We start from the raw sequence: 21,153 nt of genomic DNA on the forward strand, positions 1-21,153 counted from the left end.
CGGCCATCCTCGGCGCCCGGCCTCAAGCGGCGGTCGACGGCGCTTCGCGCGGCGGCAGCCGGGCGGCGATCTGGTTCGGGGTGGGCAGCTCGTGCAGCTCGGCCGAAAGCTTCCGGGCGCCGTCGTCGAGGGAACCGGCCAGGACGGCGGCCACCTTTTCGGTCAGGAGCTCCTCGAAACCGTCGCCGGGGAAGACGAAGTCGGCCGCGCCGGCCGCGGCGAGCTGACGGGCGTTGAGGATCAGGTCCGCGCGCTGGGGCACGACGACCTGGGGCACCCCGGCGGCGACCGCCGTCAGGAGCGTGCCGAGGCCGCCTTGGGAGACGACCGCGTCGCAGGTCGGCAGCAGCGCGTGGAACGGCAGTCCCCGCACGACCCGCACGTTCGGCGCGACCGCCTCGATCACGTCCCCTTCGGCCGCCGGCACCGCGGCCAGCACCTCGACGCCGAGCCCGGCGAGGGCTTCGACGACCCGGCCGGTGACCACGAGCTCCTTGTCGAACCGGCCGTTCGACATGCCCCAGGTGACGCAGACCCGCTTGCCGCGCCGCGGTTCGGTCAGCCAGCCGGGCAGCTTCCCCGGGCCGTTGTAGGGCACGTACCGCATGGGCAGCCGGGTCACCTCCGGCACGCCGGGGACCGGCCCGCCCGCCACCACCTGCACGCTCGGCGGGCACGGGTCGACGGTGACCTCCCCGAGCGGCTCCACCCCCGGCAGGCCCCACCGGGCGCACAGGTCCGCCAGTGCTTCGTCTTCGAACTCCCGGGTGAGGCAGGCGTAGTCGATCCCCCAGGTGTGCCGGACCGCGGGCACGCCGAGCAGCCGCGCCACGATCGGCCCGGCGTACGTCGTCGCCTCGAACACCACCAGGTCCGGCTGCCACGCGCGGGCGAAGTCGTGGAGCCCGCCGGTCATCGCCTCGGCGGCCGCGACCCCGAGCCAGCAGTTGCGCGGCCCGAACCGGCGCATGTCGGCCCACTCCACGAGCTGGGCGTCGTGCCGGCGCGCCCGCTGGACGTACTTCCCCATCATCGCGGCGGTGTCGACGTCGGCGCCGACCGCGACCGCGGGCAGGCCGGTGCCCCGCACCGTCGGCACCAGTCCCGGCTGGGTCGCCACGACCACCTCGTGCCCCGCCGCGCGCAACGACCACGCCAGCGGCACCATCGGGTAGAGGTGGGTCGTCCAGTTCCACAAGGTGAACATCACCCGCACGTGCCACTCCCCTTCGCCCCGGCCAGTTCCGGCAGCCTGGTGACCACTTCGGACAGTGCCGGCTGGGCGGCGGCCTCCTCGGCCAGGCCCGCCGCGGCCTTCTCGTACGACGCCGAACCGAGCACCCGCTCGACGGCGTCCCGGACGGACTCCGCGCTCGCGGCGTCGAGCGGGATCAGCTCCCCCGCGCCGCCGTCCGCGACCGCGCGGGCGTTGAGCACGTGTTCGCCGAAGTGCGGCACGCAGACCTGCGGCACACCCGCCGTGATCGCCGACGCGACCGCGCCGGCGCCCCCTTGGGAGACGATCAGGTCGCAGCTGGGCAGCAGCAGGTGCAGCGGCAGGTTCTCGGCCACCCGGACGTTCGCCGGGAGCACCCCGAGCCGTTCGCGGTCCCGGGGTGACACCGCGCAGACGACCTCGGCGTCGACCCCGGTGAAGGCGTCCAGCACCTTGTCCACCCCGAACGCGCGTTCGCCGAGCACGTGCGCGATGGTGCCCCAGGTGACGCAGATCCGCTTGCGGCGCTTCGGTTCGAGCAACCAGCGCGGCGCGACGCCGGAACCGTTGTAGGGCAGGTGGCGGGCGAAGAACCGGTGCACGTCGTCGTGGCGCTGCAGGCTCGGCGGGCACGGGTCCAGCGTCGCCACCCCCAGCACGTCGACGTCGTCGAGGCCGAGCGCGGCCCGGTGGGCGGCGAGCGCCCGCGGCGCGAACCCGGTGAGGTACGAGCTGTAGTCCGCGCCCCAGATCTGGCGCACCGCGGGCACCCCGCACGCGGCCGCGGCGAGCGGCCCGGCGTAGGTGACCGCGTCGAACACCATGAGGTCCGGTTTCCACCGGCGGACGAGCGCGACCAGGTCGTCCTGCATGACCTTCGCGATGAGCGCGTAGACGGACAGGGGCTGTTCACCCGCCGCGCGGGCGGCCTCCCAGTCGGTCAGCTCGCCCGCCGCGGCCTCGTCGGCCAGCGGCGAGGCCCAGTAGTACTTCTCGATGATCGGCAGCACGTCGAAGTCGGCTCCGACGGCGGCGGCCGGCAGACCGCCGCGGGTCACCCCGGGCACCGCGCCGGGCGGCACCGCGACGAGCACCTCGTGCCCGGCGGCCCGCAGGGACCACGCGATCGGCGTGAGCCAGAAGTAGTGCGTGGGCCAGGCCCACGAAGTCAGCAGGACGCGCACGTCAGCCTCCCACCGCGGCGAGTAGCCCGGCGCCCGGGTCGGGCAGCGCGCGGGACTCCTCGCCCAGCGCGGCCGCGGCCGCGGTGAACGACGGGTCGTCCAGGAGTTCGGTGAGCGCGTCCCGGATCTGCCCGGTGGTCGCGCCGTCGGCGCCGACCCGCGCGCCCGCGCCCGCGCCGGCCAGCTGGGCCGCGTTCGTCTCCTGGTCCGGGATGAGCGGCAGGCACACCTGCGGCAGCCCGGCGAGCACGGTGGTGAGGGCACTGCCCGAGCCCCCCGGGTGGACCACCAGGTCGCAGCCCGGCAGCACCAAGTTGAGCGGCTGCATCACGACGGTCTGCCAGGTCTTCGGGTACTCCGGGCCGAACGCCTCGGCGCCCGAGGTCGCGAACACGACGTCGAGCCCGAGGTCCGCGGCGGCGGCGAAGACGAGCGCGGGCAGCGAGCCGGCCGCGCCGAACTTCCCGCTGGTCGTCCCCCAGGTCACGCACAGCCGGGGGACGTCGCCGCGGCCGCGGAGGCCGCGCTCGTAGACCCCGGTGCCGTTGTAGGGCCGGTACGCCGTCCGCACCGGGGTGTAGTCCACCGGCAGCTGCAGGCCCGGCGGGCACGGGTCGAGCGTCGGGGTGTCCCCGCTGACCACGCACGCGCCGGCGCCGAAACGTTCGTACAGGCCGGCGAAGGCGGTTTCCTCGAACATCCGCAGCGGGTAGGTGAAGTCGACGCCCCACAGGTGCCGCACGGAAGGCACCCCGAGCGCGGCGGCGACGGCGGGGGCGGCGTAGGTCGTCGGGTCGTGCACGATGACGTCCGCGCGCCAGTCGCGGGCGAACCGGAGCAGGTCATCGGCCATCGCGTCGGCGACCGGGACGAACATGTCGAGCGGGGTCCGCCGCTCCCGGCGCGGTTTCGCACCGTCCATGAAGGACTTCATCCGCGGCGCGAGGTCGACGTCGGTGCCGATCCGGGCCACCGGCAGCCCGGTCCGGGCCGCCACCGGCACCAGCGACGGCGGGCAGGCGAGCACGACCTCGTGCCCGGCGAGCCGCAGTCCCCACGCCGTCGGGACCATCGGGAACAGGTGCGAGGGCCAGGCCCACGACACGAACAGCAAGCGCATACGGCCTCCTCGGCCGGCGACGGCCGTCGGGTGATTCACGGGGTCACCGGCTGCCGGCCAGCGTCAGCAGTTCGCCGACCGTCTCGTCGAGCGTGGCCTGCGCGGCCACCTCGGACCGCAGCCGCCGGGCGGCGCCGGCGGCCGCCTCGTCGGCGAGGAGCGCGTCCAGTGCGGCCCGCACCGGCTCCGGGTCGTCGTCTTCGACCAGGACACCGGCGCCGGTCGCGGCCAGCCGCTGGGCCGGCACGAGGTCGGTGAAGTACTCGGGCACCACGACCTGCGGGACGCCGGCGGCCACCGCGGTCATCATGGTTCCGGCGCCCCCACGGGAGATCACCGCCGCGCAGCTCGGGAGCACCAGGTGCAGCGGCAGGTTCTCGACCAGGCGGACACCGGCGGGCAGGTCCCCGTCGAGCAGGTCGGTGCTCGGCACCGCGACCACGAGGTCGCGGTCCGGCCGGGCGATCGCCGCCACGAGCGCCCGCATCCGCCGCGCCGCGGCGGCCCATTCGTCCGGTCCCTTGAACTGCGGTGAGACGCCCCAGGTGAGGACCACCCGGGGGTGGCGCGGCTCGGCACACAGCCAGCCCGGCACGGTCCCGGTTCCGTTGTAGGGCACGTACCTCGTGCGCAGGACCCGGCCGGGCACGTCAACCTGCAACGACGGCGGGCACGGGTCCACGGTGAGGGTGCCGGCCGAGTCGAAGCCGCCGATCCCCAGTTTCCCGCACAGCTCGGCGAAAGCCAGGTTTTCGAAGGCCCGGGCCGGTGAGTGGAAGTCGATCCCCCACAGCACCCGCACGTGGGGCAGGCCGAGCTTGGTGGCCACCAGGGGCGCGGCGTAGGTCGTCGGTTCGTAGAGCACCAGGTCGGGTTCCCAGCCGCGGCAGAACGCCTCGAGGTCGCCGGCCATGTCCTCGGCGAGCGCGACCGACAGGCCGAGCCGCTTCCCGGTGCCGCGGCCCGGCTCCGGGCCGGGGCCCGGCCGGATCGGGCGCATGGCGCGGGCCAGCAGGGCGGTGTGGTCACCGTCGCCGCCGACGGACACCGCGGGCAGCCCCGCGCCGGTCACCGCGCCGGCCAGCCGGGGCTGCGTGGCGAACCTGACGTCGTGTCCCGCCGCGCGGAAGGCCCACCCGATCGGGACCAGGGGCCGCACGTGGGACGGCCAGGCCCACGAGACCAGCAGCACGCGCACGTCGGTTCACCTCCGCCCAGTAGTCGGGCCACCGTCGCGAGACCGGTTGGAGTCCGGGTCCAGGATGGGTGGGCCGGAGGCTCGCCGGTGTCGCGTCCCCCGGGCCGGTGGGCGGCGGCGAAGCAGGTTCGAGCCGTTCCCGAGCCGGGGAAGAGACCGTGCGGGCATGCGAATTCTGTTCTGCACGTGGGCGTGGCCGACGCACTACCAGCCCATGGTGACCCTGGGCTGGGCCTTCCGGGCCGCGGGCCACGACGTCCGGGTCGCGAGCCAGCCCTCCCTCGTGCCGGTCGTCCAGGCGTCCGGGCTGCCCGCGGTGGCCGTCGGGCGGGACGAGGAGATCGAGCCGACGGTGGCCCGGCTGCTGGCGGAGGACCCCCGGGTGCGCGGCTCGGGCAAGGAGTCCCGCACGGTGTCCGCCTACGCCGGGATAGCGGAGAAGATGGCCGGCCCGCTGCTGGCGCTGATGCGGTCGTGGCGGCCGGACCTGGTGGTGTTCGAGGAGAGCACCTATGCCGCGGCGCTGGTCGCGGCCGCGCTGGACATCCCGGCCGTGCGCCACCTGTGGGGCGTGGACATCCTCTCCTACGTCCGGTCGTTCGAACCCGCGGCGCTCTCGGCGACGGCGTCCGCCCTCGGACTGTCTACAGTGGACGTGGCGGGCGCGCTGACGGTGGACCACTGCCCGCCCGCCCTGCAGGTGCCCGGCGACTTCACCCGCCGGCACATGCGCTACGTCCCGTTCAACGGCGCGACGGTGCTGCCGGCGTGGGCCGCCGAGCCCCGGACCCGGCCGCGGATCTGTGTGACGTATGGAACGACCAGTTCCCAGCTGGCGTTCTACGAATGCGTCATCGACCGGCTCGTCCACGCGGCGGCGGGGTTACCGGTCGAAGTGGTGGCGACGGTGGCCGGGGACGATTTGGCCGCGCTCGGGCGGGTGCCGGACAATGTCCGGATCGTGGAACGGATCCCGTTGCATACGTTGCTGCCCAGCTGTGACTTGCTGATTTCGCAGGCGGGGCCGAGCACTGCGTTGACGGCGGTGTCCTGTGGGACGCCGCAGTTGATGATCCCGCAGTTGCCGGACCAGCGGCTCATCTCGGCGCTGGTGTCGGCGGCGGGGGCTGGGGTCAAGCTGGAGCTCGGTGAGGCGGATACCGAGACGATCCGGGCTTCGGCGGCTGGGATTCTCGGCGATGGTGCTTATCGTGAAGCTGCGGCTGGGTTGGCGCGGGAGAGCCGGGAGCAGCCCAGTCCCGCTGAGGTTGTTGATGGGTTGGTCGCCTTGGCTGGCTGAGCCGGGGGTCGCGGTTTCTGGTGCGGCGGTTCTGCCGGGGTGTCCTCTGCCGCGGTGGGTTTGGCCGGGGCCGGTCTCTGCCGCGGCCCTTCCCGCGCGGCCCATCCCGCGCAGCCCATCCCGCGCAGCCCATCCCGCGCAGCCCATCCCGCGCAGCCCATCCCGCGCAGCCCATCCCTGCCGCGGCTTGGCGGGTCCGACCTCCCCCGCCCCTCCGGTGGGATTTTCAGTCGGCGGTCGGGTTAGTCAAGGCGGGAAAGCGTGCCTTGACTAACCCGACCGCCGACTGAACTGACAGCTGGGATGAGGGGCGGGGGAGGTCTGGTGATCTCGTGGTCGGCTTGCCTTGCCGGCTGCCGGTTCACCTCTCCACGGATGTCGATCCGAACCCCGGCTGCGGAAGCCCGCGCCGCGGTCTGGTGACCTCGTGGTCGGCTTGCCCTGCCGGCAATCGAGTCCGCTCAGCCCAGCACTGCCCGCTGGAACGCCCGCAGCCCGAACCAGCCCACGCCGGCCGTTCCGCCCAAGAGCACCACCAGCACCACCCACGCCGACAAGTGTGGTACGTCCGGTGTCAACGCCGCCCGCAGCGCCTCGCTCAAGTACACCACCGGGTTCGCCAAGACGGCTATCTGCAGCCAGCGCACCGAACCCAGCGCCGCCCACGGGTAGTACACGCAGCCGAGCATCATCAGCGGGATCATGATGATGCTGAACAGCACGTTCACCTGCGCGGGTTCCACCACCGAGCCGAGCAGCAGGCCGAGTGCGGCGGAGAACACCGAACCGAGCAGCAGCATCAGCACCAGCAGTGGCCAGTCCGAATAGGACAGATCGGGGGCCTGGCCCGGTGCGTGCAGGAACGTCACGATCGGCAGCACCAGGACCGCCGCGAACAGCGACTGGACCGCGCCGCTGACGACCCGCTCCACCCCCACCGCCCACACCGGGACCGGGGTCAGCAACCGGTCCTGGATGGACTTCGGGTAGGACAGCTCCGTGATCAGCGGCACGGTCACGCCGAGCAGGCCGGCGAACAGCATCGAATTGGCGAGGATCCCGGGGGCCAGCACCGTGCCCGACGTGCCGCCGATCCCGCCCGAAATCGAGGGCAGCACGTAGGAGAACACGAACACCGTCAGCAACGGCTGGACCAGCACCCGGCCCAGCAGCCCGCCGAGCTGCTTGCGGAACACGACGTAGACGTCCCGCGCGAGGAAGGCGAGGAACACCCGGGCCGGGGACACCGCCGGCGTCCTGAACGTCGTCATGCCCGGTACGCCCTTCCGGTCAGGGTGAGGAACGCGCTTTCCAGGCTGGGCCGGGCCGTGCTCACGTCCAGCAGCCGGCGGCCCGCCGTGGTGCCCAGGGAAACCAGCTCCGCGATCAGCCCGTCGGTCGCCGCGGTGGACACCCGGATCGAAGCGCCGTCCCGCACCACCGGCAGCGCGCCGAAGTCCATTTCGGACACCGGTCCGTCGTACGTCGCCGTCACCACCGAAACGCCGCCCGCGGAAGCGATCAGCGACGACACCTCGTCGCACACGAGCACGCGCCCGCCGTCGATGATCGCCGCGCGGCGGCAGAACCGCTCGGCCTCCTCGATGTTGTGCGTGGTGAGCACGATCGTCTGGCCCGACGCGTGCAGCTCGCCGAGCACGTCCCAGACGTTGACCCGGCTGTGCGGATCGATGCCGGCGGTGGGTTCGTCGAGGAAGAGGATCTCCGGACGCTGCACCAGCGCCCGCGCGATCATCATCCGGCGCAGCTGCCCGCCGGAGAGCTGGTAGAACATCGCGCCCCGGCGGTCGCCGAGGCCGAACTGCTCCAGCAGCTCGTCCGCGCGCCGCCGCGCCGCCGCGCGGGTGCCGCCCCAGTACCGGGTCCGGTACCGCAGGTTCTCCTCGACGGTCAGCTCCCGGTCGACGGAGTTGGTCTGGCTCACCAGGCTGATCCGCCGGCGCACCTGGACCGGCTCGCGCGCGGCGTCGAAGCCGGCGATGCGCACGCTGCCCGCGGTGGGCCGCACCAACGTCGTCAGCATGCCGATCGTGGTCGACTTCCCGGCGCCGTTCGGGCCGAGCAGACCGAAGAACTCCCCCGCGCGGACGTCGAGGTCGATCCCGGCGACCGCCTCGACCGGGCCGCGTTTCGCCGGGTAGACCTTCCGCAGCCCCGTCGCCGTCACGACGGAGGCCGTCCGCCCGGCCACGACGGGCCGGGCGGGGGTGCGCAGTCCCGCCATCACACGGGCTTGCGCAGCACGAGCGACTGGCTCATCACCGGGTACATGCCGGAGATCAGCACCTCCGGCAGCGACTTCACCACGTGCTCGAAGTCGAACTCCGGCGTGCCGAGCAGCTCCCGCGGGTCGCCGGTCTCCAGCTCCAGCCCGCTCGCCTCGATCAGCGCGCCGACGTCCTGGTTGATGCCCCACATGTTCTTCTCCAGCACGCCGAACGGCTTGAGGTCGAGGAAGGCGTCCACCGTCAGGACCAGCTTGCCGCCCGGCTTCAGCAGCCGCGTGCTCGCCCGCACGATGTCGGCGCCTTCGGCGAGGTCCACGTGCTCCAGGACGGACAGGCACAGCACCCGGTCGAACGACTCCGGCTCGAGGTCCGCGTCTTGCAGCCGGGCCGCGACCAGCTCGACATCGGTCCCGAAGGTCGTGTTGAGCAGCCCGTGCTCGCGCGGCGACAGCGGGAGGTAGCCCGGGTCGGTCCAGACGTTGTAGTCCTCACGGGCCGACGGGTCGACGTTGACCACCGAGCAGCCTTCGAGCGCGGCGACGAACTGCAGGCCGCTCAGCCCGCTGCCGACGTCGAGCACCCGCATGCCCGGGGTGAACTCCGCGACCGCGAACGCCCACGGGTACTCGTGCACCCGCGTGCCGCTCGCGTACTGGAAGGCGAACGGGCCGTAGTCCGGGTTCGCCGGGTCGGCCAGCGCCTCCAGTGGCCGCTGCTGCGGCCGCTTGCCTTCGGCGAGCAGCCGCGCGGACCGGTGTCCGTAGGGCGCGCCCCACTTCTCGTTCCAGGCCTCGAACTCGGCGGGAAGATCCTTGCGTGCCAGCATGGTTCACCTCTCAGACGGTGGCGTGCTCGCGTGCGGCCAGACGCTCCAGCACCGGCACGATCTCGGTCGGCGCGGGCTGGGCGTTGGCCTCGTCGGCCAGCCGCCCGGCGCCGGCGCGCCACTGGGGGTTCTCGAGCAGGTCGGTGACCAGCCCGCGGACGGTGTCGGGCCCGGCGTCCTCGGGCAGCAGGACCGCCGCCGCCCCGGTCGGCGCCAGCTGGTTCGCCACGAACGCCTGGTCGGGGAACTGCGGCACGATGAGCTGCGGGACGCCGTTGACGACCCCGGTCATCGTGGTGCCGTTGCCGCCCTGGTGGATCATCAGGTCGCAGGTCGGCAGCAGCAGGTGCAGCGGCAGCGCGTCGACCACCCGGATGCCGTCGGGGATCGGGCCGAGGTGCTCGCGGTGCGAAGGCGCGACGGTGACGACGACCTCGGCGTCGATCCCGGCGACCGCCTCCAGCATCTGCCCGGCCAGCACCAGGTTCGGGTTCACCTTCGCCAGGGTGGTGCCCCAGGTGATGCAGACCCGGCGCCGGGACGGCGGCTCCAGCAGCCACTCCGGCACTTCGGCCGGCCCGTTGTAGGCGATGTAGCGCATGAGCTGCTTGGGGTAGTCCGTCGGGAGCTGGATGCTCGGCGGGCACGGGTCGACCGTGAGCGTCCCCTGTGGACTGAACTCGGTGACGCCGAAGCGCTCGGCGAGCGGGCGCAGGAGGACCGGCTCGATGTCCCGGCCGCGGTAGGCGATGTCCGGCGCCATCAGCACCCGCACGTTCGGCACCCCGACGGCGGCGGCGGCGATCGGGCCGGCGTAGGTGGTCGGGCCGTGCACGACCAGGTCCGGCCGCCAGGCGCGGGCGAACTCGACCAGGCCGTCGACCATGGTCTCGGCGATGTCGACGAACATCTGCAGCGCCCGTTCGCCCTTGGGCTTGCGCAGCTGCTTCCACAGCTCCACCGTCGCCGGCGCGTCCCGGTCGATGTGCATCGTGTCGCGCGTCAGCTGGCTGAAGTCGCAGTCCTCGCCGACTTCGACGGCGGGCTGGCCGGACATGGTGATCGCCTCGGCGAGCGCGGGCGGACCGGCGACCCGGATCTCGTGCCCCGCGTTGCGCAGCGCCCAGGCCAGCGGAACCATCGGGTAGTAGTGCGGGGGCCACGCCCACGCGGAGAACAGCACGCGCATTCGCGTACTTCCTTTCTGAGACGCCGAATGGTGGCAACTTCGCAGCCGGGCCTGGGGCACGGCTGGAGGATCGCTCACCTCCCGGCGAGCGACCGCAGGTCCGCGACGAGCTCGGCGGGGGCGGGCCGGCTCTCGTTCTCCAGCCGCGCCCGGCGCGCGGCCGCCGCGAAGCCGTCCCGCTGCAGCACGTCGAACACCGCGCCGGCGACCGCCGCCGCGCTGAACTCCGCGGCCGCCAGCGCGCGGCCCGCGCCCGCGGCCTCGAGCCGCCGCGCGATCGCCAGGTGGTCCGGCAGCTGCCCGACGGCGACCTGGGGCAGCCCGGCGGCGAGCCCGGTCAGGACGCTGCCCGCCCCGCCCTGGGACACCAGCACGTCGCAGTGGGCGAGGAGCCGGTCCAGCGGCGGGTCGACGAACACCGACACGGTGGGCGGCAGGTCGCCGAGCAGCGCGCGCTGCCGCGCCGAAACCGCCAGCACGACGTTCACGTCCAGTTCGGCCACCGCGCGGGCGGTCTCCCCCGCGAGGAAGTACTGCGGGCCGAGCAGCTCCATCGTGTGGCCCCAGGTGACGCACACCCGCGGCCGCGCCACCGGGCCGAGCACCACCTCGGCCCGCTCCGGACCCGAGCACGGCAGGTAGCGGACCAGCCGCCGCGGGAGGTCGCCCGGACCGTGCAGGCACGACGGGGTCGGGTCGATCGTGGTGCCGGCGAGCGGGTCGACCGGCCCGACGCCCAGGCGTCCCCCGATCGGTTCCAGCAGGTCCGGCAGGAACCGGGCGGCCCGCGCCACCAGGTCGGGCCCGTAGAGGTGGCGGACCGACGGGATCCCGAGCGCGGCCGCCACCAGCGGCCCGGCGAACGCGGTCGGTTCGGCGACCACGAGGTCGGGCCGCCAGGCCTGGGCGAACCGCACGGCGTCGTCCGCCATCTCGCCGGCCAGCCGCGCGAACAGCTTCAGTGCCCGGGGCACCCCGTCGGCCGGTGGCTGCGGCGGAGCCTGCCCCTCGACCGGCAGGACGAACTTCCGGAACTCCGGCAGCACGTCGAGGTCCGGGCCGGCGGCGACCGCGGTCAGCCCGAGCTCGGCGATCGCCGGGCCGAGCGCGGGCTGACCGAGCACTCTGACCTCGTGCCCGGCTCCGCGCAGCGCCCACGCGAGCGGGGCGACCGGATGCAGGTGGGTGCGCCAGCCCCACATGACGAACAGCACGCGCATCGCCCTCGGCCGCCGGCCGCCAGTGCTCACACTTCCTCCAGCACGTCACGTCCGCGGCACGCTGCGCGCGGGCGAGCCATCCCTCACGGCCACATGTGATCAAGTCGCCGTCGGGCCGCACTGGATTCGCCGTCCAGCCGCCCGCTCGCGAGCCGGGGTCGAGCGGGTCTATAGCCGCCATCGCGACACTTCGGCAGCTTTCCGTCACCCGAGAGCAGGGGATACGACATGGCCGATTCAGCGAGATCGCTCCTGCTGGAGCAGGTCCGCGGCTACCACGACGCACAGGCCCCCGGGCCGGAGAAGTTCGTCCCCGGCGAGACGCCGATCCTGTCCTCGGGCGCGGTGCTCGACGCGGACGACCGCGTGGCGCTGGTGGGGGCCGCGCTCGACCTCCGGATCGCCTCCGGCGGGATCGCGGCCAAGTTCGAGTCGTCGTTCGCCCGGACCCTCAAGCGGCGCAAGGCGCTGCTCACCAACTCGGGCTCGTCGGCGAACCTGCTGGCGATCAGCGCGCTGTGCGCGCCCCAGCTCGGCGACGCCCGGCTGCGGCCCGGGGACGAGGTGATCACCGTCGCGGCCGGGTTCCCGACCACGGTCAACCCGATCCTGCAGCACGGCCTCGTCCCGGTGTTCGTCGACATCGAGCTCGGCACCTACAACACGACGGCCGAACGGGTCGAGGCCGCGTTCTCGCCGCGCACCCGCGCGATCATGATCGCGCACACCCTCGGCAACCCCTTCCCGGTCGCGGAGATCGCCGAGCTCGCCGAGCGGCACGGGTGCTACCTGATCGAGGACAACTGCGACGCCGTCGGGTCGACCTACCAGGGCCGGCTGACCGGGACGTTCGGCAAGTTCGCCACCGTGTCCTTCTACCCGGCCCACCACCTGACTATGGGCGAGGGCGGCTGCCTGCTGACTTCGGACCTGAAGCTGGAGCGGCTGGCGAGGTCGCTGCGCGACTGGGGCCGCGACTGCTGGTGCGAGCCCGGCGAGGACGATCGCTGCCTGCGGCGGTTCGATTTCTCGCTGGGCACGCTGCCGCCGGGCTACGACCACAAGTACGTGTTCTCGCATCTCGGGTACAACCTCAAGAGCACGGACCTGCAGGCCGCCCTGGGGCTGAGCCAGCTGGCGAAGCTGTCCGGCTTCGTCGAAGCGCGGAAGCAGAACTGGCAGCAGCTGCGCGAAGGCCTCGACGGCTTGCCGGGCCTGCTGCTGCCCGAGCCGACCCCGGGCAGCGACCCGAGCTGGTTCGGGTTCGTGATCACGGTGCGCCCGGAAGCGGGCTTCACCGCCGGCGAGGTGATCGCCCACCTGGAGGCCAACGCGATCCGGACCCGGCGGCTGTTCGCCGGCAACCTCACCCGGCACCCGGCCTACCTCGACCGGCCGCACCGCATCTCCGGCTCGCTGGCCAACAGCGACATCGTCACCGAGCGGACGTTCTGGATCGGCGTGTACCCGGGCATCACCCCGGAAATGATCGAGTTCGTCATCGGCACGCTCAAGGAGTTCGTCGCCACCCACTGAACGAGCCTCCCCCGGCGCCTCTCGGAACTCCCCCCGTTCCGAGAGGCGCTTTTCTTTTTCATATTGTGACGACTTAAGATAGAATTGATATTCACGGCAATCTCCGCCGTCGCGAACACCGGTAGTGCATTTGCATTCACCACTCGTGACGCACCGAATACCCGGATAAATCGGATCTAACGGGAAATGCGGACGAACGTGTGCGAATCTTCGAGACACGGAGTCGTCGCTGCTCACGAGGACTTCACCGGCCCCCGGCAGGTCGCCCTGAAGGTCTTCCAACCAACGTTTGGCCGTCTCCGGGAAATCTTGACACCGCCACCACCGAGGCTTACTGTCAGCCACGCGGTGCGAAAGAGCTAATCTGGGGTGAGGGCAGCCCTTTTGCACCGAACTGGGGATGAGGTCGGCCATTTCGCCGTTCCGTCGGATAGTCGAAGCACGTCCTCCGGTTACATGTTCTTATGCCTACCGCTGGGGGAAGTCATGAGATTCAATACCCTGGGCACCTTCGAGGTGACCCACGAAGACCGGCTGCTCACACCGACCGCTCCGAAGCAGCGCAGCGTCCTGGCGCTGCTGGTTCTCTGCCACGGCGGCCTGGTGCCGGTCACGTCGCTCATCGAAGAGATCTGGCCGGAGAACCCGCCGGCGAGCGCACTGACCACCTTGCAGACCTACATCTACCAACTGCGCAAGCTGTTCTGCGCCGCGGGCAACAGCCACGACGGCGTGCTGGTGACGAAACCGCTGGGCTACCTGGCCCGGATCGCGCCGGGAAGTGTCGACGCCGACGAGTTCGAGCAGCTGGCCGGCACCGCCAAGGACGCGCTGGAGGCGGGTGACCCGCTGCGCGCCTCGCAGCTGCTCCACCGGGCGACCGCGCTGTGGCGGGGCGACGCGTTGTGCGACGTCCAGCGTGGACCGCTGCTCGACGCGCACGCCGCGAAGCTCAACGAGGCCTGGTTGCAGGCGCTGGGGATGCGGGTCGAGGCCGACCTGCAGATCGGCCGGCACCGCGAGCTGGTCGGCGAGCTGCGCGGGCTGATCGCGAAGTACCCGCTGCACGAGGACCTGTACGCGAAGCTGATGCTCGCGCTGTACCGGTGCGACCGGCGATCGCAGGCGCTGCAGGTCTACCACGAGGTCCGGCGCTGCCTCGACGACGAACTGGGTATCGATCCGTCGCCGACCCTGCAACGGCTGCACCAGAACGTCCTCTCGGACTCCCCCTCGCTGCGCCAGGTGACGCCGGCGGTGCGGGCGGGGAGCGCGCCGGCGCCGCGGAACACCGTCCAGGCGCAGCTGCCCGCGGACCTGTCGGACTTCACCGGCCGGACCGCCGAGCTGGCCGAGCTGGACCGGCTCCTCACCCCCGAGGGGGCGGCCGGCCGGACGTTCGCGGTGACCGGGATGACCGGCGTGGGCAAGACGGTGCTCGCGGTGCGGGCCGCGCACGAGGCCCGGTCACGGTTCCCGGACGGCCAGCTGTTCGCCGAGTTCGACCCGGACACCGAGCCGGCCGACGTCCTCGGCGGGTTCCTGACCGATCTCGGCGTCCCCGCGGCGGACGTGCCCGCGGGCGAGGCCGAGCGCGCCAAGCTGTTCCGCACCAGGACCGCCGGCGGCTGCGGGCTGATCCTGCTCGACAACGTCTCCTCGGCCGCGCAGATCCGCCCGCTCCTGCCCGGCGGCCGCTGGGTGGTGCTGGCCACCGCCCGGCGGCTCACCGGCTCCCTGCCGGGGCTGGTGCCGGTGCTGCTGGAGCCGATGTCCACCGACGACGGTGTCACGCTCATGTCCAAAGTGGTCACTTCGCGGAACATCCTGCACGAGCGCGGCACGGTGGCCGCGGTGGTCCACCGCTGCGGCGGTCTCCCGGTGGCGCTGCGCGCGCTGGGCGAGCGCCTGTCGGTCAACCGGCACTGGCCGGTGACCAAGCTGGCGGCCCGCGTCATCGGCGACGACGACGGGTTGCGCCCGGAGCTGCAGGCCGCGGGTGTCGACCTGCACGGACCCTTCCGGGAGGACCTCGCCGCGCTCGAGCCCCGCGACCGGCAGCTGCTGACGCGGCTGTGCGAGTCCGGATTGGACTGCTTCACGGCGAAGAACGCGGTCGCGGTCGGGGAAGGGAGCGAACGCGAAGCGGAGGACGCCCTCGACCGGCTGGTGGCGGCGAACATGCTGCGGGTCCGGGTCCAGGCCGACGGCCCGGAGTTCCACTACTCCCTGCCGCCCCTGTTCAAGGACTTCTGCGACGGGATCGAGCGGCCGTCGCACCTGCTCCAGGTGGTCGCCACCATCCCGCGCGAAGCGGAGACGGGGATCGCCGTCCCGGGCTGACCCCGGTGACCGGGACCGGCGGAGTGGTTCCGTTGTGGACCACCCCGCCGGATCCGGTGGCGAACGGTGATCGGAACGGCCGGCACGGGTACTCCCGGCGCCGGCGTCCCGAGCCGCGTCACCGCACCAGGAACTCCAGCTGCGCCACCACCGCCGCCGGCGCCGGACGCGAACGGTTCTCCGTCGCGATCTCCGCCGCCCGCCGGGCGTACTCCGCGTCCGCGAACACCCCGGCAGCGGCTGCTGCGACCGCCTCCGGGGTGAGCTCCGCCGCCGGGAGCAGGACGCCCGCACCCGCGGCCGCCACCCGTCCGGCGTGCGTGACCTGGTCGCCCTTGAACGGGACCACCAGCTGCGGCACCCCGCAGGCCGCGGCCGTGAGCGCCGTGCCCGCGCCGCCCTGGTGCACGACCAGGGCGCAGCCGGGCAGGATCGTGTGCAGTGGCACCGATTCCAGCACCCGGACGCCGGCGGGCAGCTCGCCCAGCAGCTCCCGCTGGCCGCGCGCGACCGCGACGACCACCTCGACGTCACGGCGCAGGAGACCCGCCAGCGCCACCCGGACCGGATCCAGGTTGCCCGTGGTGCCCCCGAACGAGGCGCCCCAGGTCAGGCAGACGCGGGGACGGCCCGCCGGGGCGGCCGTTCGGGGGATCACGGCCGAGCCGTTGTAGGGGATGGTTCGCAACGGCCACGACGCCACCGGCGTCTCGAGCTGCAGGGCCGCCGGGCAGGGGTCGATCGTCACCGTGCCCGCCGGGTCCGGCTCGCCGAGGCCCCACTCGTCCCACAGCGGGGCCAGCAGGGGCCACTCCCCCGCGCGCTGGGCGTAGGTGTGGTCGACCCCGTAGAGCACCCGCGCCGACGGGATGCCCGCCACCGCGGCCGCGACCGGGCCCGCGTACTCGCGCGGGTCGAACAGGACGACGTCCGCCCAGTCACGGGCGAGCGCCACGAGCGCGCCGGCCCAGCCCTCGGCGGTCGAACGGAACATCCGCATCGTCCGCTCGGTGCGGTCGCCCGCGCGGGGGTCGAACCCCTGCCAGGCCACCGTCCCGTCGACGTCCTCGCCCAGGGGCAGCACCGGAAGCCCGGTGCGCCGCGCCGCGGCCGCGAACGACGGCGCCGCCGCCACCCGCACCTCGTGCCCGGCGGCCCGCAGCCCCCAGGCGAGCGGCACCATCGGGTAGAGGTGGGAGACGGCGGGGTAGCTGGTCACCAGGATTCGCATGGGACACTCCGGAGGAAGAAGGACGCGGTCGGTCACGACGCGTCGAGGACCTCGACCGCGCCGGTCGTCCCGTCCACGGTGACCAGCTGGCCGTCGCGCAGGACCTCGGTCGCGTTGCCGGTCGCCACCACGGCCGGGATGCCGTGCTCGCGCGCGAGGATCGACGGGTGCGAGAGCAGCCCGCCGGTGTCGGTGATCAGTGCGCCGATGCCGCCGAACAGCACCGACCACTGCGGGGTCGTCTCCGGGCAGACCAGCACGTCGCCGGGGCGCAGCTTCGCGAACTCGCGCTCGCTGATCACCACCCGCACGACGCCGGTGTACCGGCCCGCCGACGCCGCCGTCCCGCGCAGCAGCCGGTCGCCCGCCGCAGCCCGGTGCCCGGCGCCCAGCTCGGACACCGAGTCGATCCACAGCATCGGCTCCAGCACCGCGCGATCGGCCGGCGCCAGCTCGGCCAGCACGGCCTCCCGATCGGGCCCGCTCTGGTACTCGCCGTAGGTCTGCGGGCCGAGGTGGGCCCGCGACCACGCCTGCTGTCCGGCGCGCAGCGACACCAGATCGTGTTGCGCCGCACCGGATGCGAAGGCGGCGCGGGCTTCGTCCAAGGTGAGCAGGAAGATGTCGTCGACGTCGGCCAGCCGTCCGTCCGAGACCAGCCGGGCCGCCATCTCGCGCAGCGCGTACCGGACCTGCGCCCAGGCGACGTGCGCCTCGAACCCGGTGTCGTCGCGCAGCGGGAACGCGCGTTGCGCGCGGGCCAGCGCGCGGTCGAACCGGGCGAGATCCGCTCCGGACAGCCGGGCGCGGGCCGCCGCGACGGTCTCCTCGCGCTCGGCGACCGCCGCCGCCGCGGCGGCCTCGGGGTCGGTGCCCGCGTCGAGCCGGTCCCGGATCAGGCTCAGCACCAGCCGCGGCTGTTCCGCCAGCGACGGCTCGGCGAGGTCCGCGCCGAGGCAGCGCTGGCCGTACTCGACGAGATAGGCGTCGAACGCTTCGGCGAATTCGCCGGCCGGCTCCCGGAGCACGCCGGGATCGCGCGCGGCGAGGCGGGCCAGTCCGGTCAGCTCTCTGGCGGGCTCGGCGGCTCGGCCGGGGAGTCCGGTCAGCATCGGGAGGATCTCCCCGGCGCCCCAGCCGAGCAGGTCCCGGCAGACGACGCCGAGTTCGCCCCAGACCATGCTGGACACGCCGCCCACGAGGAAGTGCAGCCGCTGTGCCTCGTAGGCCAGCTCGACCCGCCGGTCCAGTTCCGCGGCCAGTCCCGGCCCCGGCAGCTCGCCGAGGACCACCGACCGGATTCCGGTCAGGGCGGCGCGCAGTCCCGGCAGCCACTCGCCGTACCACCGGTCGACGATCTCGCCGTGCTTGTCGGCCCGGCCGGCCGCGACCACCTCGTCCGCCCGCTCGCGCACCGCGTCCACCGAGGCCAGCGGCACGATCCGCACGTAGGACCAGCCGCCGAGGTTCCGCACCTCGACCCGCTCGCCGAACGCGTAGGTGAACAGGTTCGAGCTGGTCCGGTTGACCGCCCGGATCAAGGTCGAGGTGTTCATGGGTGACAGCGGCTTGAGCGTGTACCCGCCGCGCAGCCAGAATCCGGGCGGCACCTCGAACTCCACCGGGATCTGCGCCGGGCCCGCGTCGGGCAGCGCCGTGATCGGGCGCGCCTGCAGCAGGACGACGTCCTCGGTCCACGCCCATTCGATGTCCTGCGGCGAGCCGGCTTCCGCCTCGACCCGCCGCGCCAGCTCGGCGACGCGGGCGACCTGCTCCGCGTCCAGCACCTCGTGCGGGCCGCGGATCAGGACGGGCGTGTCGGTGACCGCCCATTCGTCCGGCGCGACGCGGCCGGAGACCAGCTGGTCGCCGAGCCCCGGCACGGCGTCGACGCGGACCGTGCCCCGCGCGCCGGTGACCGGGTCGGCGGTGAACGCCACCCCGGCGGCGACGGCCGGGACCAGCGGCTGGACCAGCACGGCCAGCCCCGGCCGGTCCGCGCGGCCGCGGTACTCGCGCAGCCGGGCCGCGTCGGCCGACTCCCAGCAGGTGCGCACGGCCGCGACGAGCTCGTCGAACCCGGACACCCCGAGCACCGTTTCGTACTGCCCGGCGTGGGACTGCTCGTCCCCGTCCTCGGCGACACCCGAGGACCGCACCGCCAGCGGCACTTCGCCGAAGTGGTCCACAATGGACCGTAGCGCGGCGAGCACGCCGGCCGAGAACTCGCCCGCTTCGAACGCGGCGACGGTGAGCACCAGCCCCGGCGGCACCGGGAACCCGGCCTGCCGCAGCTCGGCCAGGCGGGCGGCCTTCCGCCCGGCTTCGGCCACCTCGAGGCCGGGCTCGTCCAGCGACCGGACGAGCGCCGGCTGGGTGAGCGTCACGCGGGACCTCCCGGGGTGTCGCTGAGGATCGCGGCATCCACATCGGCGCGGACCGCGGCCGCCAGGCGGCTTGGATCGGCCACCCCGCGGCCCGGATCAGCCACCCCGCCCGCGACGTGCACCTGGTCGCCGGCGGCCACATCACCCACACCGGCACCGACCCCGTCCGCGATGTCGATGAGGACCGCCGCATCGGCGTCGCCCGCTCCGGCCGCGACCACGGCTTCGTACGCCAGCGCGGCCGCCGTCAGCACCGGTGTCGCGATCCCCGCTTCGGCCGCCGCGCCGGTGCCCAGCTTCAAATCCTTCGCCATCAACTCCGACCGGAACGCGGCCGGCTCGTACCTCCGCGACCGCATGAGGTCCGCCCGGAACGACAGCACCTTCGAGCTGAAGCCGCTGGCGCCGATCGCCGTCAGCAGCCGGTCGCGGTCCAGCCCGGCCGCCACGCCGTAATTCACGGCCTCGGCCAGCGCCGCGACCTGACCGCCCAGCAGGAGGTTGAACACCAGCTTCGTGGTGGCCGCGTTGCCGACCGGGCCGAGGTAGGACACCTCGCGGCCGATCGCCGCCAGCACGTCGCCGGCCGACTCGACCGCCGGCCGGGCGCCGGCGGTGAGCACCCGCAGCTGCCCGGCCGCCGCCTGCGCCGGGTTGCCCAGCACGCACGCCTCGATCCGGGTGATGCCCGCACTCGCGAGCCGGGCGGTCAGCGCCCGGGAGTACTCCGCCGAAACCGTCGACGTGTCCACGATGACCAGCCCGGGCCGGAGCGCGGGCCCGGCCGCGGCCAGCACCGCGTCCACCGCCGGCTCGTCGGCGAGGCTCAGCAGCACGCGGTCGGCGCCGGCCACCGCGGCCTCGGCCGAAGCGGCGAGTTCGGCGCCCCGGTCGAGCAGCGGCGCCGCCTTCGCGGCGGTGCGGTTGTGCACCAGCACCCGGTACCCGTGGCCGAGCAGGCTCGTCGCCATGCCCGAGCCCATCACGCCGAGGCCGACCACGGCGATCGTCTTGGTGTCCACCGGCCTCAGCTCGCGGCGAACGCGGCGGGCGGCACGGAGATCTGCGAGATGCACCGCATGACGCTCTTGGCGAAGTGCTGCCGGAAGCCTTCGGGCGTCTCGGTGTTGCGCTCCGAAGCGAGGTACGGCTTCAGCGCCTCCTCGACGAGGTGCACTCCTTCCTGGCGGGCCATGTGCTTGCCGATCTGGGAGAAGTCGCCTTCGAAGTGGATGAACCGGACCAGCTGCGCGTCGCGGATGAACACGGCGGTGCCGAGGAGCCGGCCGACTTCGGCGCCGCTCTCGTCCCGCATGATCGGCGAGTCCGCCCGCTTGAAGTTCGCGAAGATCTCGGCGATCTCGTCTTCGAAGCCGGGTTTGATGTCGTAGGTGATGGCTGCGTAGGGCATGGCAAAGCCTCCTGGGTTCACATTCCGCCGTCGACGGCGAGCAGGGCGCCGGTGACGTAGGTCGACAAGTCGCTCGCGAGGAACAGCACCGCGCCGGCAACCTCTTCCGGGGTGCCCAGCCGGCCCAGCGCGGTCATCCGCTTGACCCGCTCGGCGACCGGCGGCGGGAGCTCGTCACCGGTGTTGATCACGCCGGGCGCGATCGTGTTGACCCTGATCCCGCCGAACTCCTTGCACAGCGACCGGGTCAGGCCGACCACGCCCGCCTTCGCCGCGGTGTAGTGCGCCGTGCCCGCCATCCCGCGGAACGCCGCCGAGGCGCCCACGTTGACCACGCTCGCGCCTTCGGCCAGCAGCGGCACACACGCCTGCGTGACCAGGAACATCGACGTCAGGTCCGTGTCGATCAACCGGGTCCACTCGGCCAGGTCCAGTTCGGCCAGCGGGGTGTGCCCGTGCACCCCCGCGTTGTTCACCAGCACGTCGAGCCCGCCCAGCTCCGTCCGGCAGGTCTCGGCGAGGCGCGCGACGTCGGCCGCGACGGTCACGTCCGCGTGCACCACGGTGCCGCCGAGGTCGGCCAGCTCCTTGCGCAGCGATTCCGCGTCGTCGTTGTCCTCCCGGTTCACCGCCACCACGGTCGCGCCGGCCGACGCCAGCCCGAGCGTCACGGCCCGGCCGATCCCGCGGGTGCCCCCGGTGACGAGCGCCCGCTTGCCCTTGAATCCCAGCTCCACGAATTG

The 21,153-nt window shown here is 73.3% G+C and carries 17 protein-coding genes; 3 read left to right on the forward strand and 14 right to left on the reverse strand.

The window, feature by feature from the left end:
* Nucleotides 1-22: 22 nt before the first annotated feature.
* Genes BLV96_RS10100 through BLV96_RS10115 form a run of 4 tightly spaced genes read right to left on the reverse strand, consistent with a single transcriptional unit; the run spans nucleotide 23 to nucleotide 4,718 of the window.
* On the reverse strand, nucleotides 23-1,207 hold the full coding sequence (locus BLV96_RS10100; RefSeq protein WP_244180190.1) for a nucleotide disphospho-sugar-binding domain-containing protein: 1,185 nt from the start codon (nucleotides 1,205-1,207) through the stop codon (nucleotides 23-25).
* Nucleotides 1,207-2,400: a nucleotide disphospho-sugar-binding domain-containing protein gene (locus BLV96_RS10105; RefSeq protein WP_091389012.1), complete on the reverse strand. Its 1,194-nt coding sequence runs from the start codon at nucleotides 2,398-2,400 to the stop codon at nucleotides 1,207-1,209. Before BLV96_RS10105 ends, BLV96_RS10100 begins: the two co-directional genes overlap by 1 nt.
* A 1-nt stretch (nucleotide 2,401) precedes the next feature.
* Nucleotides 2,402-3,520, reverse strand: coding sequence for a glycosyltransferase (locus tag BLV96_RS10110; protein WP_086680647.1), 1,119 nt, complete (start codon nucleotides 3,518-3,520; stop codon nucleotides 2,402-2,404).
* A gap of 43 nt (nucleotides 3,521-3,563) precedes the next feature.
* A complete protein-coding gene (locus BLV96_RS10115; RefSeq protein WP_086680649.1) occupies nucleotides 3,564-4,718 on the reverse strand; it encodes a nucleotide disphospho-sugar-binding domain-containing protein in 1,155 nt (384 codons plus the stop codon).
* A gap of 166 nt (nucleotides 4,719-4,884) precedes the next feature.
* On the opposite strand from BLV96_RS10115, the gene BLV96_RS10120 reads away from it, so the two are divergent.
* A complete protein-coding gene (locus BLV96_RS10120; protein ID WP_086680651.1) occupies nucleotides 4,885-6,018 on the forward strand; it encodes a glycosyltransferase in 1,134 nt (377 codons plus the stop codon).
* A gap of 461 nt (nucleotides 6,019-6,479) precedes the next feature.
* Here the strand turns inward: BLV96_RS10120 and BLV96_RS10125 are convergent, their stop codons facing one another.
* The 5 genes from BLV96_RS10125 to BLV96_RS10145 form a co-directional block, all read right to left on the reverse strand.
* A complete protein-coding gene (locus tag BLV96_RS10125) occupies nucleotides 6,480-7,289 on the reverse strand; it encodes an ABC transporter permease (protein WP_086670537.1) in 810 nt (269 codons plus the stop codon).
* The gene (locus BLV96_RS10130; RefSeq protein WP_244180135.1) at nucleotides 7,286-8,263 is read right to left on the reverse strand and encodes an ABC transporter ATP-binding protein; all 978 of its coding nucleotides are present in this window, start codon (nucleotides 8,261-8,263) and stop codon (nucleotides 7,286-7,288) included. Before BLV96_RS10130 ends, BLV96_RS10125 begins: the two co-directional genes overlap by 4 nt.
* Nucleotides 8,263-9,093: a class I SAM-dependent methyltransferase gene (locus BLV96_RS10135; protein WP_086670541.1), complete on the reverse strand. Its 831-nt coding sequence runs from the start codon at nucleotides 9,091-9,093 to the stop codon at nucleotides 8,263-8,265. Before BLV96_RS10135 ends, BLV96_RS10130 begins: the two co-directional genes overlap by 1 nt.
* Before the next feature lie 10 nt (nucleotides 9,094-9,103).
* On the reverse strand, nucleotides 9,104-10,282 hold the full coding sequence (locus tag BLV96_RS10140; RefSeq protein WP_086670543.1) for a nucleotide disphospho-sugar-binding domain-containing protein: 1,179 nt from the start codon (nucleotides 10,280-10,282) through the stop codon (nucleotides 9,104-9,106).
* Nucleotides 10,283-10,356: 74 nt separating this feature from the next.
* On the reverse strand, nucleotides 10,357-11,532 hold the full coding sequence (locus BLV96_RS10145; RefSeq protein WP_244180136.1) for a nucleotide disphospho-sugar-binding domain-containing protein: 1,176 nt from the start codon (nucleotides 11,530-11,532) through the stop codon (nucleotides 10,357-10,359).
* Between the two features lie 198 nt (nucleotides 11,533-11,730).
* Between BLV96_RS10145 and rfbH the strand changes: the two genes are divergently transcribed.
* Nucleotides 11,731-13,038 carry a lipopolysaccharide biosynthesis protein RfbH gene (gene rfbH, locus BLV96_RS10150; protein ID WP_086670547.1) on the forward strand — a complete coding sequence of 436 codons (1,308 nt, stop codon included), beginning with the start codon at nucleotides 11,731-11,733 and terminating at the stop codon, nucleotides 13,036-13,038.
* 486 nt (nucleotides 13,039-13,524) lie between these two features.
* Nucleotides 13,525-15,381: an AfsR/SARP family transcriptional regulator gene (locus BLV96_RS10155; RefSeq protein WP_086670549.1), complete on the forward strand. Its 1,857-nt coding sequence runs from the start codon at nucleotides 13,525-13,527 to the stop codon at nucleotides 15,379-15,381.
* A gap of 118 nt (nucleotides 15,382-15,499) precedes the next feature.
* Here BLV96_RS10155 and BLV96_RS10160 read toward each other — a convergent pair whose 3' ends face one another.
* Genes BLV96_RS10160 through BLV96_RS10180 form a run of 5 tightly spaced genes read right to left on the reverse strand, consistent with a single transcriptional unit; the run spans nucleotide 15,500 to nucleotide 21,147 of the window.
* Nucleotides 15,500-16,612, reverse strand: coding sequence for a nucleotide disphospho-sugar-binding domain-containing protein (locus BLV96_RS10160; protein ID WP_086670551.1), 1,113 nt, complete (start codon nucleotides 16,610-16,612; stop codon nucleotides 15,500-15,502).
* Between the two features lie 32 nt (nucleotides 16,613-16,644).
* Nucleotides 16,645-18,999, reverse strand: a complete 2,355-nt coding sequence (locus tag BLV96_RS10165) for a PEP/pyruvate-binding domain-containing protein (RefSeq protein ID WP_086670553.1) — start codon at nucleotides 18,997-18,999, stop codon at nucleotides 16,645-16,647.
* Nucleotides 18,996-20,021 carry an NAD(P)-dependent oxidoreductase gene (locus BLV96_RS10170; RefSeq protein WP_244180137.1) on the reverse strand — a complete coding sequence of 342 codons (1,026 nt, stop codon included), beginning with the start codon at nucleotides 20,019-20,021 and terminating at the stop codon, nucleotides 18,996-18,998. The genes BLV96_RS10165 and BLV96_RS10170 overlap by 4 nt, the downstream gene beginning before the upstream one ends.
* 5 nt (nucleotides 20,022-20,026) lie before the next feature.
* Nucleotides 20,027-20,410, reverse strand: a complete 384-nt coding sequence (locus tag BLV96_RS10175) for a SchA/CurD-like domain-containing protein (RefSeq protein ID WP_086670554.1) — start codon at nucleotides 20,408-20,410, stop codon at nucleotides 20,027-20,029.
* A 17-nt stretch (nucleotides 20,411-20,427) separates the two neighbouring features.
* Nucleotides 20,428-21,147 carry an SDR family NAD(P)-dependent oxidoreductase gene (locus BLV96_RS10180; RefSeq protein WP_086670556.1) on the reverse strand — a complete coding sequence of 240 codons (720 nt, stop codon included), beginning with the start codon at nucleotides 21,145-21,147 and terminating at the stop codon, nucleotides 20,428-20,430.
* Nucleotides 21,148-21,153 lie beyond the last annotated feature (6 nt).

Origin of the sequence: Amycolatopsis pretoriensis (assembly GCF_900107925.1) — a bacterium.
In the GTDB taxonomy this organism is placed as follows: Bacteria; Actinomycetota; Actinomycetes; order Mycobacteriales; family Pseudonocardiaceae; genus Amycolatopsis; species Amycolatopsis pretoriensis.